This window comes from Enterobacter sp. 22499, from assembly GCF_052044815.1.
Taxonomy (GTDB): Bacteria; Pseudomonadota; Gammaproteobacteria; order Enterobacterales; family Enterobacteriaceae; genus Enterobacter; species Enterobacter bugandensis.
Genome location: NZ_JBQENR010000001.1, coordinates 159,513 through 175,976, shown reverse-complemented (window position 1 = coordinate 175,976; position 16,464 = coordinate 159,513). Strand labels below are relative to the sequence as shown.

Sequence of the window (16,464 nt, the reverse complement as noted above, 5' to 3'; positions counted from 1 at the left end):
ACGCTTTACGTCAGGAGACATTATGAAAGCACCTGCAACACCTGAAAATGAAATTGACAGACTTAACGCGCTGCGCGAATCGGGTCTGCTTGAGATTGACAGTTCCCCGGCGTTTGACCGCTTAACGCGTCTGGCAAAACGCTTTTTCCAGGTACCGCTGGCCATGGTCAACCTTATTGATGAGCATACGCTGATCGTTAAGTCGGCGGATGGGCAGGCCCCCGATTCCGTTCCGCGCAACATCTCTTTTTGTGGCCATACCATCCTCACCGAAGCACCGCTGATCGTCGGGGATATGCTTCAGGACGATCGTTTTGCGGATAACCCGCTGGTGGCCGGCGAACCTCGCGTGCGGTTTTACGCAGGCTTTCCGCTGCGCTTACGTAACGGCGCAAGCGTTGGCTCGCTTTGCCTGATTGACTACGCACCGCGGGAGTTCTCAGCGACCGATCTCGCCGTGTTGGGGGATTTGGGCGCGCTGGCTGAAGATGAGTTTGCGGCAATCAGCGCGGCGACCACGGATGAATTGACCGGATTATTCAACCGACGGGGCTTTAACCAGCTCGTGCGGTTCACGCTCTCCATCGCCCGTCGCCGGGCGGAGCCGTTAACGCTCGGCTGGCTGGATCTGGATCGTTTCAAGGAGATTAACGATCGCTACGGGCACGAAGAGGGGGATAAGGCGTTAAAGACCATGGCGCAGCTGATGCGCGCCTCTTTCCGCGAAGCGGATATGCTGGTTCGTTTTGGTGGCGATGAGTTTGCCGTGCTGTTTGCTGATACGGATGAGAAGGGCGCGTGGATTGCCATGCAGTATCTCGCCGAGCAGGTCGAAAACTACAATGCACGCAAGCTACATCCGTGGTCGCTTCTGTTCTCCTGGGGGCTGAGCGAATTCGATCATAACGGCAACGACCTGCAGCAGTGGCTCAAAGATGCCGATGAAAAAATGTATGCCATGAAGCAGCAGCGGCAGCGGGCCAGATGACATAACAAAAGCGTATGACCGTTCCGTTTGCGTTAATGAAATGTTAAATGCAAAGTGAGGGTATTCAACGTAAGGACAAAAAATGAATACCTCACTGCAAATCAAAAACCTCACCCGCGACGACATTCTCACCCATCTTGATGCGCTGGCCGGGATCCTCGAAAACTGCGTAAACGGCGGCGCATCCGTCAGCTTTATGCTGCCCTTTAACCTGGAGAAGGCCCGTTCATTCTGGCTCGGCATAGCTGACAGCGTAGGGCGCAACGAGCGCGTGGTGCTGGCCAGTATTGATCCGCAGGAGGGCGTCATCGGCACGGTGCAACTGATTACCGACCAGCCGGAAAACCAGCCGCACCGTGCGGACGTGGCAAAGCTGCTGGTTCATGAAAAAGCGCGTCGAAAAGGGGCCGCAATGGCGCTGATGGAAGCGCTGGAAGCTGAGGCCCGGGCCAGAAACATTTCGGTTCTGGTGCTCGATACCTCCACCGGCAGCGGCGCCGAAACCTTCTACCAGCGTGCCGGCTGGCAAAAGGTCGGTGAGATCCCGCGCTACGCCCTGATGCCGGACGGCGCTATGACGGCCACGTCGGTGTTCTATAAATTCTTATAATTTTTTCACAACCACGCCGGGGATTGATCGAAACAGGGTATCTGGTCGTAAAGTTTTGATAAGTTATCGTACCAATCTTATCAGGCTGTATGACTAATCATAAAAGGAACCCTCTTGTGAACACGCTCAACCGTCGTGATTTTCCCGGTGCGCAGTATCCCGAACGCATTATTCAGTTTGGCGAAGGCAATTTCCTGCGTGCGTTTGTCGACTGGCAAATTGACCTTTTGAATGAACATACCGATCTCAACGCCGGTGTGGTTATCGTTCGTCCTATTCAGAGCGACTTCCCGCCGTCGCTGAACACGCAGGATGGGTTGTACACCACCATCATTCGTGGCCTGAATGAGCAGGACGAAGAGGTGAGTGAAGCCCGACTTATCCGCTCTGTTAACCGTGAAATCAGCGTCTACGACGATTACGACGCCTTTCTGAAACTGGCACACAGTCCGGATATGCGCTTTGTTTTCTCGAACACCACCGAAGCCGGAATCAGCTATCACGCGGGGGATAAATTCGACGATGCGCCAGCCGTCAGCTACCCGGCGAAGCTAACGCGCCTGCTGTTTGAGCGCTTTAGCCACTTTAACGGCGCGCCTGACAAGGGCTGGGTTATCATTCCGTGTGAACTGATTGACTACAACGGTGACGCATTGCGTGAACTTGTGTTGCGCTATGCCCAGGAGTGGGCGCTGCCTGCCGCCTTTATCCAGTGGCTGAACGAGGCAAACCACTTCTGCTCAACGCTGGTTGACCGTATCGTAACCGGTTACCCGCGCGATGAAGTGGACACGCTTGAGGCCGAGCTGGGTTATCACGATGGGTTCCTGGACACGGCTGAACACTTTTATCTGTTTGTCATTCAGGGGCCAGCCTCGCTGGCTGGTGAACTGCGCCTGGATAAGTACCCGTTAAACGTGTTGATTGTCGACGACATCAAGCCCTATAAAGAGCGTAAAGTCGCCATTCTTAACGGTGCGCACACGGCGCTGGTACCGGTGGCCTATCAGGCCGGGCTGGACACGGTTGGCGAGGCGATGAATGATGAAGACGTGTGCGCTTTCGTCGAAAAAGCAATTTATGAGGAAATTATTCCGGTTCTCGATTTGCCCCGCGACGAACTGGAGTCGTTCGCCAGCGCGGTAACAGGGCGTTTTCGAAATCCCTACATCAGACACCAGCTGCTTTCCATCGCGCTCAACGGCATGACCAAGTATCGCACGCGTATTCTTCCGCAGCTGCTGGCAGGGCAGAAGGCCTCAGGTCAACTGCCAGCGCGTCTGACGTTTGCGTTAGCGGCACTGATCGCATTTTATCGCGCGGAGCGTAACGGAGAGAACTATCCGGTTCAGGATGATGCGTTCTGGCTGGAACGTTATCAACAGCTATGTGCGCAGCATCGTGATAATCAGCTCGCTACCCGCGAACTGGTGCACGCCGTGCTGAGCGTAGAAGCGCACTGGGAGCAGGACCTGACGAAGGTGGACGGTCTGGTTGACCAGGTGACGCGGGATCTTGATGCCATTCTGCTGAAGGGCATACGCGCAGCGGTGAAGCCGCTTTGCTAATTACGTGACCCGGCTTCGGCCGGGTTTAAACAGGCATTATTTTAGTTACAACATACTATTTACCCTGTTTTTAAAATCAAATGCAGCACCGTGCGGTTTTCATTCTTCAGGTGAGAGAATGCAATGTTCCGTTAACATGCTTGCAACCGTGATGGGGATCACGTTTAATAGCCACGCTCTTTTCTTGCCTGAAACTCACTATGATTGTTCGTCCTAAACAGCACTGGCTACAACTGATTTTTGTCTGGCACGGTTCGGTACTCCCCAAAATCTATACCCGACTGCTGCTCAACTTCCTGCTTTCTATCGCCGTTATCCTGATGCTGCCGTGGTATACCTCGCTGGGCATCAAATTTACCGTGGCGCCATTTAGCATTCTCGGCGTGGCGATCGCAATCTTTCTTGGTTTCAGAAACAACGCCTGCTATTCACGCTACGTTGAAGCTCGCCAGCTGTGGGGGCAACTGATGATAGCGGCACGCTCGCTGTTTCGCGAGGTAAAAAACACCTTGCCGGACGATAAGCACCTGGGGGAATTTGTCCGCCTGCAGATCGCCTTTGCCAACTGCCTGCGCATGACCCTGCGCCGGGAAATGAACGCTGACCAGCTCTCTCGCTATCTTGCCCCGGACGTTTTAGCTCAGATAATGGGCGCCAACTCGCCGGCGAACCGTATTTTGCTGGTCATGGGGGAGTGGCTGGCCGTGCGGCGGCGTAACGGGCAGCTTTCGGACATCCTGTTCCACAGCCTTAACAACCGCCTGAACGATATGTCCATCGTCCTTTCCGGCTGTGAACGGATTGCGACAACGCCAGTGCCGTTTGCCTATACGCTGATTTTGCACCGCACGGTGTATCTGTTCTGCATCATGCTGCCGTTCGCGCTGGTTGTGGATCTGCACTACATGACGCCGTTTGTCTCGGCGCTGATCTCATACACCTTTATCTCGCTGGACACCCTGGCGGAAGAGCTGGAAGACCCGTTTGGCACAGAAGATAACGACCTTCCGCTGGACGCCATCTGCAACATGATGGAACGCGATCTGCTGCAGATGAACGATGAAGAGAACATTCCGGAGAGGCTGATGCCGGATAAGTACTATCAGCTGACCTGATGGGCGTTCCACTCGTCGCGGGTGATCTCCCACAGTTCGGAGTCCAATATCCCGCTGACGTAGGCTTTCTTTTCTGTTCTGATGAGCCGCATGCCGCTGCTGTCTGAAATACGACGGGAGCGGCTGTTCGCGGCGGCCTTCGGCGCCCGCAAAACGGGTTTGTTGAGCGTATTAAACCAGTAATCCGTCGCTGCAATGCTGGCCTCACGCATATATCCCTGTCCCTGAAACTCCGGCGCCAGCCAGAATCCGCGGTTATTATCGTCAACATCGTACAGACAGATAATCCCCATCAACGCATCCGGCACCTCACGACGGCGGATGCTCCAGATCCAGGCTATCCCTTTTGCCATATCCGGCAGCGCGACGTTATTCACATAGTTTTCCGCGCCATTATCCGGGTAGGGCCAGGGCACGGAAGAAACCAAATAGCGGACGATCTCCCAGCGCGGATACAGCTTTTGAATCTGAACCGCATCTTCGGCGACCAGCGGTTTCAGCAGGAGACGTTCTGTCGTGAGGGTCGGTATTGTCATCTGCGGATCTCCTTATTTAAGCGTTATGTTTTTGTTTGCGTTCTGGTATTTTCATCTCTATCACATTCTGGTGAGGCGTGCTGTGGTTATTCACTACCAAAAATGGGCAACGTCTCTTTCATGGCGAAATATTGAAGAGGTGATATGACGTTACGAACTGCTCATGCACAGGAAGCCGAAATACTCTGGAATATACGCAATCAGGCGATTCGTCACGGCTGCAAAACCAGCTACGACGCTGACGTGATTGCACGCTGGACGCCGGATCTTATGCCCGAGCATTACCGTCAAATGGTCATTGATTACCCTTTTTACGTGGTGGAAGACGAGAAGGGCGTCATTGCGGCTACCGGCTATCTGGATCTCGATACCCATTGCCTGGAGGCCATATTCACCTTGCCTTCAGCCACCGGAAAAGGTATGGCGACCCGAATTATCGAGGCGCTTACACACGAGGCGCGCAGCCGGGGGATACCCCGCCTGAGGCTGGATGCAACACCTAACGCCCACGCCTTTTATCAGAAGCTGGGGTTTGTGACGTTGCGCGAAAACTATCATCACTCGCGTATGGCGGGGGCTGATTTACGCTGTTTTGAAATGGCAATCGACTTGTAATGTGAGGAACGCATGGCTGTCACGGTAAGACCTCTACGCGAAGAAGACTATCCCCAGTGGCGACCGCTGTGGGATGGCTATACCCATTTTTATGATTGCTACCTCGAGGAGTCCGTTACCGCATCGACATGGGAAAGGGCGCTTTCAGCGCATTCACCGATGTTCTGCCGCGTGGTAGAGAAAGACGCAAAGGTCATCGGTTTCGCAATGTGTGTTCTGCACGAAGGAACCTGGTCAACCGCGCCCATCTGCTACCTGGAAGATCTGTTTGTTGATGCAGCCGAGCGCGGCGCGGGAGCGGGTAAGGCGCTTATTGATGCCTTGATAGCGGAAGGCAAGCGCGAAGGGTGGTCAAAGCTCTACTGGGTTACCCGGGAGAACAATCCGGCACGTAAACTCTACGATCGATACGGTGATGCTGACGATTATGTCCGCTATCGTCTCTCCCTTTAAGGCAAAAACGCCTGTGTTTGTATCACACTGTATCCGTGTTCCAGATACATACACAGGCTTGCAATAAACGCGTTTCCGCACATATCCGCTATACATTGAACTGTTGTTATATCCCCGTGAATTGTACTCAACCGGAGATACCAACATGTTCAGCAAACTCGCTTATTCAACGCTTGCTCTCACCGTTTCCCTTGGCACCGTCATGTCATGTCAGGCCGAAGTCACCGGCACTAACTTAGCGGCGGCTTTCGATCGTCCACAGCAAATTAACGCCGGCGATCTTAACGTCGGGTATGTCGACATTGGTCCTAAAGACGGCCAACCGGTCATTCTGTTACACGGCTGGCCCTACGATATTCACAGCTACGCTGAAGTCGCGCCTGCGCTGGCGGCAAAAGGCTATCGCGTGATTGTGCCTTCTCTGCGCGGCTACGGCACTACGCGCTTCCTGTCGGCAAAAACGCCGCGCAACGGCCAGCCTTCCGCGATGGCGAAAGATATCGTGAATCTGATGGACGCCCTGAATATCAAGCAGGCGGTGTTTGCAGGCTATGACTGGGGTGCCCGTACGGCCGATATCGTTGCGGCGCTGTGGCCAGAGCGCGTTAAGTCGCTCGTTTCGGTAAGCGGTTATCTCATCAGCAGCCAGCAGATTGGTAAACAGCCGTTGCCGCCAAAAGCGGAGCAGCAATGGTGGTATCAGTTCTATTTCGCTACCGAGCGCGGCGCTGAAGGCTATGCCAAAAACACGCATGACTTCGCTCGTTTGATCTGGTCTCAGGCCTCACCTGACTGGAAATTTAGCGACGCTGTCTTTAACGCCAGCGCCAAATCCCTTGATAACCCGGATCACGTTGCGGTAACGCTCAGCAACTATCGCTGGCGCTTAGGTCTGGAAAAAGGCGAGCGCAAATACGACGCCTACGAGCAAAAACTGGCCACGCTGCCGAATATCACCGTTCCGACGATCACCATCGAAGGCGGAAACAACGGGGCGCCGCATCTGGCACCGCAGACCTACGCGGGTAAATTCACCGGTAAGTATGAACACCGTACCTTCGGCGCAACCGTGGGGCACAATCCGCCTCAGGAAGATCCGCAGGATTTCGTCAAGGCAGTTGTTGACGCTGACAAACTCTGAAATGTGCTATTTTCAGTACGTTACCCTTCGGTCTGGAGATTTCGGTGGAGCATATTGATCATATCCTTGTCGTCGATGACGACAGGGATATTCGTGAACTGATTATCGACTATCTCGTTAAGTCCGGTTATCGCGCCTCTGGCGCGGCAAACGGCAAAGAGATGCGCGTCGTGCTGGACAAGCAGCATATCGACCTGGTGGTGCTGGACGTTATGATGCCCGGCGACGACGGGCTTACGCTGTGCCGGCAATTACGCGTCGGGAAATATAAAGATCTGCCCATCCTGATGCTGACGGCGCGCAACGAGGAGACGGACAGGATCCTGGGTCTGGAGATGGGAGCCGACGATTACGTCGTAAAGCCTTTCGTCGCGCGAGAATTGCTGGCGCGTATCAAAGCGATTTTACGCCGTTTTCGCACGATGCCGCCCAATTTACAGGTGACGGAAGCAGGGCGGCTGGTGACGTTCGGCGAATGGCAGCTCGATACCGTTGCCCGCCACCTGATCGACCCGGAAGGGGTGATTGTGGCGCTCAGCGGGGCGGAGTATCGCCTGCTGCGCGTTTTCCTTGACCACCCGCAGCGGGTGCTGACCCGCGATCAGCTGCTGAACCTGACGCAGGGGCGTGACGCCGAGCTTTTTGAACGCTCAATCGACCTGCTGGTTAGCCGGGTTCGCCAGCGTCTGAATGAAGATGCCCGTACGCCCGCGTATATTAAAACCGTGCGCAGCGAGGGCTATGTGTTTACCATGCCGGTCACCATCATAGAGGCTAACGAATGACGCTCTGGCCTCGCTCGCTGCTGGCCCGCTTGCTGGTCGTCGTGCTGCCCGGCCTGTTGCTCGCCAATGCCCTGAGCCTGACGCTGGTCATGATAGAGCGAATGCACAGCGCCCGAACGGTGATGCTCGGTAATCTGGAATACGATGTCGCGACCAGCGTGGCTATTTTAGACCGCTTACCCGCCAGCGAGCGCGCGGCCTGGCTGCCGCGACTTGAACGGGGTAACTATCGCTATATTCTGGGGCCGGGAGAGCCCGGGAACGCGCCGACGGACAAGCGCTCCCGGGACGCCATCCGAACCTTAAAAGCGACGCTTGCGGAACAGTACCCGCTCAGCTTCACCGCCGTTCCCGGCGCCATTTCACATATCCAGGCGCATCTCACGCTACATGATGGCGCACCGCTGACCATTGACCTGATCCCTCGGATGCCGCCGGTCGCCAGCTGGCTGCCCGTTGTTCTTATTCTGCAGTTGCTCGTGCTGGCTGCCTGCTCCTGGATCGCCGTACGCCAGGTGATACGGCCTTTTTCACAGTTTACCCGCGCGGTAGACTCCCTGGACCCGGCTGCCAATTCGCCAATGACGGAAAAGGGGCCGATCGAGGTGCAGCGGGCAGCACATGCCTTCAACGCGATGCAGGCGCGCATTCAGTCCTATCTCAGGGAGCGGGCGCAGATCCTGGCATCCATATCGCACGATCTCCAGACGCCCATTACCCGCATGAAGCTTCGTGTTGAAATGGCGGATCAGCCTGACCTGCGCGACAAGCTCTTAAACGACCTTGATAACATGTCGCGTCTGGTGCGGGAGGGTATTGCATATGCCCGGTCATCAGAATCACTGGAAGAGACCTCGCTGAAGCTGGAGCTGAACGCCTGGATAAACAGCATCGCCTGCGATTATCAGGACATCGGTAAAAACGTGCAGTTTCAGGCAGGCGAAAACCGTTTGCCCATCGTCACGCGTCCACAGGCGCTGCGCCGGGTGATGACCAACCTGCTGGATAACGCCCTGAAATTTGGCGACTACGCCACCATTAGCATTGATGACTCAGCTGCCGGAGAGGTGGTGATTCACATCATGGACGGCGGGCCGGGGATACCGGATGCCGAGCTGGAGGCGGTATTACAGCCGTTTTATCGGGTAGAAACATCACGCAACCGTGACACCGGCGGGACAGGACTCGGCCTGGCGATCGCAGCGCAGCTCACCGCTCAGCTGGACGGAAAGCTAAAGCTGGAGAACCGCGCAGAGGGAGGGCTGGACGTTTCGATTACTCTCCCGCGCCTTTAATTGTACGGTTCTGTATCTCCCCGCGAGGCCGATACAGAGCCAGACAAAAACCCACGCTTTTACACATATCCTGAACACAACCGCACGATGAAATAGCCTCACTGCAGCATCGCAGGACTTGTATTGTGAGGTGTCTATGTTTCTGATAATTGCTTTCCTGGGCGGGATGATAAGCTTGCTCAGTCCATGTACGCTCCCGGTAATTCCTCTCCTGTTCGCCGGTTTTCAGGGGCAGCGGCGACATATTCTGGCGCTGCTCGCGGGGATGATCGTCATGTTCACCCTGGTGGCGATGGTCGTCACCGTCGCCAGCGAGTGGATAGCAGAGGCAACTATCGTCGGGCGCTGGATCGCGCTTATCGTCCTGGCTACGGCCGCGCTGGCCTTAATTTTTCCGGCCTTTGCCCAGCGTATCGCCGGGCCGGCAGTCAGCGCGGGAAATGTCCTTAACACCCGAAGCGGGCAAACGCGTGGAATGGCATCGGCTTTTCTGGCCGGTCTTGCCGTCGGGCTGCTCTGGTCTCCCTGCGCGGGACCGATTCTGGGCGCCATTTTCAGCATCAATATTGCCGGACACTCGGCCATTGCCACAGGAGCCTTGCTGGCCGCCTATGGTAGCGGCTGCGCGCTGATGCTGGGCCTGCTCGTTTTCGGAGGCCGCACGCTGATGACGCCGCTGAGAGCAAGATCGGCGCTGATGGAAAAATTACGTCAGGGGGCAGGCGTGGTGATGTTAGCGGCAGTCGTCTTCAACGCAACGGGGATGACGTCTGTTCTGCAAGGCGCAAACGGCGTCGCGAATCGTCTTGAAACCGCGCTGCTGAATCTGGCAAAGCCCGCCGCGCAACCGGCGAAGCTTCAACCGGTCGTCATGACCGAGCCCAGCAGCCAGCTGCCTTCATTAAGCGGTGGGACAGGGTGGGTAAATGGTGACACTGTCACGTCTGAATCGTTGCGCGGGAAGGTGGTTCTGATCGATTTCTGGACCTGGGACTGCATTAACTGCCAGCATACGCTTCCGCACGTGCGCGACTGGGCAACAAAATACCAGTCTCAGGGCCTGGTCGTCATAGGGGTACACACGCCTGAATACCCCTGGGAGAAACCGATCGCCTCGGTGAAAAACGCGGTAAATAAATGGCAACTGCCGTACCGGGTTGTGACGGACAACAACTATCAGATCTGGAACGCTTTCGGCAACCAGTACTGGCCCGCGCACTACTATTTCGATGCTAAAGGTCAGCTACGCTATACCTCGTTTGGCGAAGGGAATTATGAGCAGCAGGAAAAGGTTATCCAGCAGCTGCTCAAAGAGGCCCGTTCATAGCGCCGTTCAGGGCTGACGCTGGGCAACCATAAACAGTCGAGGAAACGCCAGCAGTATCTGCCCGTTTTCCTGGAGCGGATACTGCTCTTCCAGCAGTTCATGGTAGCGTTTCAGGAAACGTTGCTGCTCGCTCTCGTTCAGTTCCTGGAGCCACGGGCGCAAACCGGTCGCGCTGACCCAGTCAATAATAGCCTGGTGCGAACTCATTTTATGGAAATAGGTTGTCCGCCAGATATCCACATCGCAGCCGGCCTCCGACAGGATATCGTAATACGCATGCACGCCAGGCAGCGGCTCGCGGCCACGGTCCGGGTAGCCTTGCTCCAGCGCCACTTCACGCATCGCTACATGCGTGGGCTCAAGCCAGTTATCCGGCATCTGGATCGCCAGCACGCCATTGAGCGCGAGCAGTGACGCCAGATGCGGCAGGAGATCGTAATGGTCAGGTATCCACTGTAGGGATGCGTTCGCATAGATGAGGTTCAACGGCTGGCCTGGCCTGAACTGGCGGATATCGGCCTCAACGAACTGACAGTCGGGCAGTGCGCTGCGCGCCTCTTCCAGCATAGCCGGTGAGTTATCGACGCCGACAATCTGCGCTTTTGGCCAGCGATGCTGCAACAGCGCGGTGCTGTTTCCCGGCCCGCAGCCCAAATCGGCAATGGTGGCAACGTCACTCAGGGGAATTCTGGCAAGCAGCTCGGCGGCAGGGCGCGTTCGTTCAGCGCCGTATTGCAGATAAAGCGAAGGGTTCCAGTCGGCCATCTTCAGATCTCCGTTTTGCGTGTTTCAGCAAGGATAGCACAGGCCGACACCTGCACCGGGACAGGCGTCGGGCGAGCGGCAGGTTACAGAATGCCTTTCAGTGCAATATGGTAGAGCAGCATGATGGTTTTTCCGTCGACGATTTTGCCCGTATCAATTCCCCGCAAGGCCTCTTCAAAGGGCATTTCCAACACGTCGATATCTTCTCCCTCCGCTTTGATACCGCCGCCTGCGCTGGTTTTGTCCTTCGGCTGATACTCGGCAATATAGAAATAGAGTTTCTCCGTGACGGAGCCTGGGCTCATGTAGGCTTCAAAGATTTTCTGCACGCTCGACACGTTAAACCCGGTCTCTTCTTCCGCCTCTGCTCTAATGCGTCTTTCCGGATCCATGTTATCAAGCAGGCCGGCCGCCGCCTCAATCAGATTGTCCTCATGGCCATTAATAAAGACCGGGAAGCGGAACTGGCGGGTCAGAATCACCGTTTTTTGGTCACGGTTGTAGAGCAGGATCGTGGCGCCGTTCCCCCGGTCATATACTTCACGCGTTTGCCGCTGCCATTCGCCATCGCGTCTTTGCAGGTCAAAGGTATATTTTTTAAGTAAGTACCAGTTATCGGACAGGGTTTCACTGTCAATGATGCGCACATCTGCACGTTTTGATTGCACGTTTCGTCCTCCTTACGTAGAGTAACTATCAATACCAGCATTATCGTGCATTATCAAGATTAAACATGCAACATCAGGAATACATCATGCTCACCAGCCAGCGAAAACAGTTGATCCTTGAAAAGCTCGGCGCCGAAGGACAGGTCCAGTCAAAAGCGCTTAGCGTTCTCTTCGACGTCTCTGAAGACACCATCCGACGCGATTTGCGCGAGCTGGCGGCAGAAGGGCGTTTACAGCGGGTTCACGGCGGCGCGCTGCCGTCGTCTTCCGCTACTGTGCCTTTCGCGGAACGACAGTCCGTTAAAATGGATGCCAAAAGAAAGGTGGCGCAGAAGGGGGCGCAGCTTATTTCTTCGGGCCAGGTGGTGATCGTTGACGGTGGAACGACCACCTCAGAATTGATCGCCTTTGTACCGCGTGACCTGCGTATTACCGTGGTGACGCACAGTCCGAGCATTGCCCTGGGGCTTGTTAATCATCCTTCCATCGAGGTGATTCTGATCGGCGGCCGTTTGTATAAACACTCGATTGTCGCCGTCGGCGCGGCGGCCATCGAAGGTATCGAAAACATTCATGCGGATCTGTTCTTTATGGGCGTGACCGGTATCCATCCGGAAGCAGGGCTGACGACCGGAGATTTCGAAGAGGCGTGCATCAAACGTGCATTTTCCGGCAGAGCCGCCGAGACGGTTGTCCTGGCGTCGCCGGAAAAAATAAATACGGCGTCATCATTTGTTATTGGCGATGTGGCGCTGGCGAATACGATTGTCGTCGAAGGCGATACCGACCGCGACTGGGTCAATGCGGTATCGGAAAAAGGGGTATCGGTCGTATTGGCCTGAGCGTGAGCCAGCCAGAAAACTGGCTGGCGCGGGTACTCGCAAGCGGGTGAAATTAAGTTATCTTTCTTCGGGGGCATGGCATACCGCTTCGATATTATGACCATCAGGGGCAATGACAAATGCGGCATAGTAATTTTTACCGTAGGAGCGCAATCCCGGTGCGCCATTGTCGCGTCCGCCTGCGCGCAGCGCGGCATGGTAAAAGTCATCAACCTGTTGGCGTGTCGTGGCCACAAAGGCCAGATGAAGCGGAGCGGGTTTATCATTCGACTGAAAAAGGCAAAGAGAAACATCGCCGGAACTCATTTCGACGCCATAGTCAGGAGAGCCTTCATCGACGAGTTCGACACCGAGCGGTTGAAGCGACATGAGGAAGAAGGTTTTACTTTTCTCATAATCGCTGACGCCGAATTTTACATGATCAAACATTATGGACTCCTCAAAAGTGATGGTGAAATGAGAAGTATAGAAAGAGAGTGGAGTCCAATACGATCAAGGGGTTGTGAATGTGACCGATATCAATACTCGCTACACAGCAGACCGTTTACTCCCTACGAATGTCCAACGCAGATAATCATAGAGCCAGTTAAAAAGCATCGTGTATGGCAGGAAAAACAGTACAAGGCCAATCTCAACAAAAAATGCCTCCGCGATCGTTAAATTCAGCATAAACATGGCCACAGGGATTAAGGAGATGATAAGGCCCGTTTCAAACCCAACTGCATGGATGGCGCGAACGAGAAACGTTCGTTGAAACTGATGTTTTTTCTGCAGGGCGTCAAAGAACTTATTGAAGACAAAATTCCAGACCGTTGCGGTAAGCGCAGATATCACCGACAACGAACCCGACTGGAGTACCGAAACGTTCATCAGCCACGCAAGAGACAGAGCGATGATAACGTTGGCCGTCACTTCAAAAATGACAGCGTGGAAAATCCTTTCTTTAAAGCTTTTATTGAGTTCGATTTCCATAAGTCTACAGCAGCGGTGGTCAAAGCCAGGAGTATATCAAACGTCTTTTAACATTGGATAAACGTAGAGGTTGGGATTTCACAAGCTATCAATGACCAGGGGCAATCACGACCGTAGAAAGGCAGATTTTGACTGGTATTACGTTGGTGCGCATAATGTATATTATGTTAAATAAGAATATTGCCGTGCCTCAGGAGGTATCCCTCCTCAGTCTTGAGGATTCACCGTTGGCCACGCAGTTTGTATGTAAAACCCACTGACGATTACGCCCATCTGTGAAAAAAACTCACAACACCATTCGATGGCGCATGCTGGTTCCCTTCATGTCAGTGCAATACCCTTTCACATACAGAATTGCTGGCAATAAAAGAAGGAACACAGAATGAAGTATGTGAATCTGGGTCGTAGCGGTTTGCAAGTCTCCCGTCTTTGTCTCGGTTGTATGAGCTATGGTGAACCTGAACGCTTGCCTCAACCCTGGTCCCTGGATGAAAAGGCGTCACGTCCGCTCATTCGTCAGGCGCTTGAAGCGGGCATTAATTTTTTTGATACCGCGAATATCTACTCGGGCGGAAGTTCTGAAGAGATCACTGGAAAAGCGCTGAGAGAAATGGCCAGACGCGATGAGATCGTTGTGGCGACAAAGACCTTCTTTCCGTGGCGCAACTCACCCAATACCGGGTTTCTTTCCCGCAAGGCCATTTTTCAATCTATTGACGATAGCCTGATGCGCTTAGGCATGGATTACGTGGATCTCTTTCAGATTCACCGCTTTGACCACTCCACGCCTGTTGAAGAGACCATGGAGGCTCTGCATGACCTCGTTAAATCAGGAAAAGTACGTTACATCGGCGCATCATCTATGGAAGCCTGGCGCTTTGCAAAAATGCAGCATACGGCAGAGCGTAACGGCTGGACCCGATTTATTACGATGCAACCGCAATACAACCTGCTTTACCGGGAAGAAGAGCGCGAGATGCTGCCCCTGTGTGAAGACCAGGGCGTTGGTGTGATCCCCTGGAGTCCGATGGCACGCGGCAGGCTCACGCGCGACTGGAGTGTCACGTCCCGACGAACGCAAAACGATGCCTTTGCGTTAAAAATGTATGAGAACGCAGCCCTTCTGGATAAGCCCGTTATTGATGTTGTTGCCAGCATTGCTGAAAAGCACCATGTGCCAAGAGCCCATGTTGCAATTGCCTGGTTGCTATCAAAAACGGTCATCACAGCACCGATCATCGGCGCGACGAAACCAGAACATCTTTCCACGGCTATCAGCGCGCTGGACTTTTCACTTAGCGATGCCGAAATCATGGAACTCGAGGCACGCTATCTGCCGCACCCCGTCGACGGGATCATTCCCCCGCTACCGGATACGCCACCTTCACTCACGCCGCCTTCAGCAATACAGGACTGTTAATGCCCTACCCTGGCCCGGCGTTGGTTCGGTTCCGCTGTTGGTGACAATGAACAACTCTTGATGTCCGGGTCGGATCACCAGACAGGGAGACTTTACCTACAGTCTCCCTGTGACAGTAAGTATAAAGGTGGCCATCACCGTTTAACTTTTATCAAACTGACTTTCGGTAAACGGATCTGCGCGACCGCCCTGCAATGGGATCCTGGCAAGCGCCGCATCGATTTCGCGTAACTCGCTGTCCGTCAACCGGACTTGCGGTGCACCGCTATTTTCTATCAGGTGCGGATATTGCGTCGTACCCGGGATGGGGACAATCCATGGCCGTTGTGCCATAACCCAGGCCAGCGCGAACTGAACCGGAGTGGTGTTTTTGCGGCGGGCCCACGATTGCGCAAATTCAAGCAGTACCATGTTTTTGGCCAGGGCATCGGGCTGGAAACGTGGCAGGTTATGCCGCCGATCTGTGCTGTCGAACCGCTGATCTGGATTGACTGCCCCGGCAAGGAAACTCCGGGCGGTCGGGCAGTAAGGTACAAAGCCGATACCCAGCTCTTCGAGCGTTGGAAATATCCGCGTCTCCGGTTCACGCCACCACATGGCATACTCACTCTGTACTGCAGTCACAGGGAGTACCGCATGTGCGCGGCGGATTGTCCTGGCACTCGCTTCCGACAATCCCCAGTGTTTCACTTTACCCTCCTGGATCAACGCCTTCACGGTTTCCGCCACATCCTCGATCGGCACATTCGGATCGGGGCGATGTTGATAAAGAAGATCGATGTGGTCCGTTTTCAGACGCTTTAGCGAGCCCTCTACGGCGCGGCGGATATGGTCAGGATGGCTGTTGAGGGAGGTTGGCTTCCCCTCCTCCACGCCGAAACCGAACTTAGTGGCAATCACCACACGATCGCGAACGGGGGCCAGTGCTTCCCCGACAAATTCTTCACTGAGATGGGGACCATACACCTCGGCAGTATCAAAGAACGTAATGCCTTGTTCGAAGGCGGCCCGGATGAGCGAAACCATGGCTTTGCGATCGCGCGGACCACCGCCGTAATACCCCACCATGGGCAGACACCCCAGTCCCATGCTGGAAACCTCCAGCGAGCCGAGTTTACGCGTGGTTAAGGTCTCCTTCTGGACGGGAACAGCATCCGAAGGGGCGTTCGACGAGTCCTGACCAGCCGGGTTCGCCATCACTGCACCGCTCCTGCCAAGGGTGGTAGCGGCCAACGCCAGACCGGCGCCGGCGATCAGAAAATTGCGACGATCCCGGGAAGCGGGTACGGAAGCAGAATGCTGGTCATGCATCATCTTGCTCATAAACTGGAACTCCCTATAGCGAAGAAAGGATTCATTAATTT

General features: G+C 54.8%; 18 protein-coding genes. 12 read left to right on the top strand and 6 right to left on the bottom strand.

What is annotated here, in order from left to right; genetic code table 11:
- The first annotated feature begins 22 nt into the window (after positions 1-22).
- The 4 genes from ACTJI7_RS00825 to ACTJI7_RS00810 all read left to right on the top strand — a co-directional run bounded on the left by ACTJI7_RS00825 (position 23) and on the right by ACTJI7_RS00810 (position 4,281).
- Positions 23-988: a sensor domain-containing diguanylate cyclase gene (locus ACTJI7_RS00825; RefSeq protein ID WP_028013150.1), complete on the top strand. Its 966-nt coding sequence runs from the start codon at positions 23-25 to the stop codon at positions 986-988.
- An 82-nt stretch (positions 989-1,070) separates the two neighbouring features.
- Complete coding sequence (locus tag ACTJI7_RS00820) at positions 1,071-1,598, top strand: GNAT family N-acetyltransferase (RefSeq protein WP_045260516.1); 528 nt, start codon at positions 1,071-1,073, stop codon at positions 1,596-1,598.
- Positions 1,599-1,714: 116 nt separating this feature from the next.
- A complete protein-coding gene (locus tag ACTJI7_RS00815) occupies positions 1,715-3,166 on the top strand; it encodes a tagaturonate reductase (protein WP_063154066.1) in 1,452 nt (483 codons plus the stop codon).
- Between the two features lie 200 nt (positions 3,167-3,366).
- Positions 3,367-4,281 carry a bestrophin family protein gene (locus ACTJI7_RS00810; protein WP_192979209.1) on the top strand — a complete coding sequence of 305 codons (915 nt, stop codon included), beginning with the start codon at positions 3,367-3,369 and terminating at the stop codon, positions 4,279-4,281.
- Here ACTJI7_RS00810 and ACTJI7_RS00805 read toward each other — a convergent pair.
- A complete protein-coding gene (locus ACTJI7_RS00805) occupies positions 4,269-4,817 on the bottom strand; it encodes a GNAT family N-acetyltransferase (RefSeq protein ID WP_028013154.1) in 549 nt (182 codons plus the stop codon). The genes ACTJI7_RS00810 and ACTJI7_RS00805 overlap by 13 nt on opposite strands.
- 144 nt (positions 4,818-4,961) lie before the next feature.
- Between ACTJI7_RS00805 and ACTJI7_RS00800 the strand changes: the two genes are divergently transcribed.
- The 6 genes from ACTJI7_RS00800 to ACTJI7_RS00775 all read left to right on the top strand — a co-directional run bounded on the left by ACTJI7_RS00800 (position 4,962) and on the right by ACTJI7_RS00775 (position 10,433).
- On the top strand, positions 4,962-5,432 hold the full coding sequence (locus tag ACTJI7_RS00800) for a GNAT family N-acetyltransferase (RefSeq protein WP_193540215.1): 471 nt from the start codon (positions 4,962-4,964) through the stop codon (positions 5,430-5,432).
- Between the two features lie 12 nt (positions 5,433-5,444).
- Positions 5,445-5,885: a GNAT family N-acetyltransferase gene (locus tag ACTJI7_RS00795; RefSeq protein WP_192979207.1), complete on the top strand. Its 441-nt coding sequence runs from the start codon at positions 5,445-5,447 to the stop codon at positions 5,883-5,885.
- A 145-nt stretch (positions 5,886-6,030) separates the two neighbouring features.
- Positions 6,031-7,026, top strand: coding sequence for an alpha/beta fold hydrolase (locus tag ACTJI7_RS00790; RefSeq protein WP_192979206.1), 996 nt, complete (start codon positions 6,031-6,033; stop codon positions 7,024-7,026).
- Between the two features lie 44 nt (positions 7,027-7,070).
- Entirely contained in the window at positions 7,071-7,811 is a 741-nt protein-coding gene (locus ACTJI7_RS00785) for a response regulator (RefSeq protein ID WP_049137820.1), read from the top strand.
- On the top strand, positions 7,808-9,106 hold the full coding sequence (locus ACTJI7_RS00780) for an ATP-binding protein (RefSeq protein WP_440669502.1): 1,299 nt from the start codon (positions 7,808-7,810) through the stop codon (positions 9,104-9,106). The genes ACTJI7_RS00785 and ACTJI7_RS00780 overlap by 4 nt, the downstream gene beginning before the upstream one ends.
- Before the next feature lie 136 nt (positions 9,107-9,242).
- Entirely contained in the window at positions 9,243-10,433 is a 1,191-nt protein-coding gene (locus ACTJI7_RS00775) for a cytochrome c biogenesis protein/redoxin (protein WP_192979203.1), read from the top strand.
- A gap of 6 nt (positions 10,434-10,439) precedes the next feature.
- On the opposite strand, the gene tam is transcribed toward ACTJI7_RS00775, so the two are convergent.
- Together tam and ACTJI7_RS00765 are read right to left on the bottom strand one after the other, a co-directional pair.
- On the bottom strand, positions 10,440-11,198 hold the full coding sequence (tam, locus tag ACTJI7_RS00770; RefSeq protein WP_045260523.1) for a trans-aconitate 2-methyltransferase: 759 nt from the start codon (positions 11,196-11,198) through the stop codon (positions 10,440-10,442).
- Between the two features lie 83 nt (positions 11,199-11,281).
- Positions 11,282-11,866, bottom strand: a complete 585-nt coding sequence (locus ACTJI7_RS00765; protein WP_192979202.1) for an NUDIX domain-containing protein — start codon at positions 11,864-11,866, stop codon at positions 11,282-11,284.
- 86 nt (positions 11,867-11,952) lie between these two features.
- On the opposite strand from ACTJI7_RS00765, the gene ACTJI7_RS00760 reads away from it, so the two are divergent.
- The gene (locus ACTJI7_RS00760) at positions 11,953-12,708 is read left to right on the top strand and encodes a DeoR/GlpR family DNA-binding transcription regulator (RefSeq protein WP_192979227.1); all 756 of its coding nucleotides are present in this window, start codon (positions 11,953-11,955) and stop codon (positions 12,706-12,708) included.
- A 57-nt stretch (positions 12,709-12,765) separates the two neighbouring features.
- Here ACTJI7_RS00760 and ACTJI7_RS00755 read toward each other — a convergent pair whose 3' ends face one another.
- Both ACTJI7_RS00755 and ACTJI7_RS00750 read right to left on the bottom strand, forming a co-directional pair.
- Positions 12,766-13,137 carry a VOC family protein gene (locus tag ACTJI7_RS00755; protein WP_028013164.1) on the bottom strand — a complete coding sequence of 124 codons (372 nt, stop codon included), beginning with the start codon at positions 13,135-13,137 and terminating at the stop codon, positions 12,766-12,768.
- 99 nt (positions 13,138-13,236) lie between these two features.
- Positions 13,237-13,680: a PACE efflux transporter gene (locus ACTJI7_RS00750; RefSeq protein WP_059357553.1), complete on the bottom strand. Its 444-nt coding sequence runs from the start codon at positions 13,678-13,680 to the stop codon at positions 13,237-13,239.
- 382 nt (positions 13,681-14,062) lie between these two features.
- Here ACTJI7_RS00750 and ACTJI7_RS00745 point away from each other — a divergent pair, with 382 nt between their 5' ends.
- The gene (locus tag ACTJI7_RS00745; RefSeq protein WP_045260527.1) at positions 14,063-15,100 is read left to right on the top strand and encodes an aldo/keto reductase; all 1,038 of its coding nucleotides are present in this window, start codon (positions 14,063-14,065) and stop codon (positions 15,098-15,100) included.
- Between the two features lie 141 nt (positions 15,101-15,241).
- Here the strand turns inward: ACTJI7_RS00745 and ACTJI7_RS00740 are convergent, their stop codons facing one another.
- Entirely contained in the window at positions 15,242-16,423 is a 1,182-nt protein-coding gene (locus ACTJI7_RS00740; protein ID WP_045260683.1) for an aldo/keto reductase, read from the bottom strand.
- Between the last annotated feature and the right edge of the window lie 41 nt (positions 16,424-16,464).

What these genes read in the sequence shown, in the direction of transcription:
- ACTJI7_RS00790 (WP_192979206.1), top strand. Translation starts at nt 6,031, where the DNA reads ATGTTCAGCAAACTCGCTTATTCAACGCTTGCTCTCACCGTTTCCCTT.
- ACTJI7_RS00800 (WP_193540215.1), top strand. Translation starts at nt 4,962, where the DNA reads ATGACGTTACGAACTGCTCATGCACAGGAAGCCGAAATACTCTGGAAT.
- ACTJI7_RS00795 (WP_192979207.1), top strand. Translation starts at nt 5,445, where the DNA reads ATGGCTGTCACGGTAAGACCTCTACGCGAAGAAGACTATCCCCAGTGG.
- ACTJI7_RS00745 (WP_045260527.1), top strand. Translation starts at nt 14,063, where the DNA reads ATGAAGTATGTGAATCTGGGTCGTAGCGGTTTGCAAGTCTCCCGTCTT.
- ACTJI7_RS00780 (WP_440669502.1), top strand. Translation starts at nt 7,808, where the DNA reads ATGACGCTCTGGCCTCGCTCGCTGCTGGCCCGCTTGCTGGTCGTCGTG.
- ACTJI7_RS00805 (WP_028013154.1), bottom strand. Translation starts at nt 4,817, where the DNA reads ATGACAATACCGACCCTCACGACAGAACGTCTCCTGCTGAAACCGCTG.
- ACTJI7_RS00740 (WP_045260683.1), bottom strand. Translation starts at nt 16,423, where the DNA reads ATGAGCAAGATGATGCATGACCAGCATTCTGCTTCCGTACCCGCTTCC.
- ACTJI7_RS00825 (WP_028013150.1), top strand. Translation starts at nt 23, where the DNA reads ATGAAAGCACCTGCAACACCTGAAAATGAAATTGACAGACTTAACGCG.
- tam (WP_045260523.1), bottom strand. Translation starts at nt 11,198, where the DNA reads ATGGCCGACTGGAACCCTTCGCTTTATCTGCAATACGGCGCTGAACGA.
- ACTJI7_RS00820 (WP_045260516.1), top strand. Translation starts at nt 1,071, where the DNA reads ATGAATACCTCACTGCAAATCAAAAACCTCACCCGCGACGACATTCTC.
- ACTJI7_RS00755 (WP_028013164.1), bottom strand. Translation starts at nt 13,137, where the DNA reads ATGTTTGATCATGTAAAATTCGGCGTCAGCGATTATGAGAAAAGTAAA.
- ACTJI7_RS00760 (WP_192979227.1), top strand. Translation starts at nt 11,953, where the DNA reads ATGCTCACCAGCCAGCGAAAACAGTTGATCCTTGAAAAGCTCGGCGCC.
- ACTJI7_RS00810 (WP_192979209.1), top strand. Translation starts at nt 3,367, where the DNA reads ATGATTGTTCGTCCTAAACAGCACTGGCTACAACTGATTTTTGTCTGG.
- ACTJI7_RS00775 (WP_192979203.1), top strand. Translation starts at nt 9,243, where the DNA reads ATGTTTCTGATAATTGCTTTCCTGGGCGGGATGATAAGCTTGCTCAGT.
- ACTJI7_RS00750 (WP_059357553.1), bottom strand. Translation starts at nt 13,680, where the DNA reads ATGGAAATCGAACTCAATAAAAGCTTTAAAGAAAGGATTTTCCACGCT.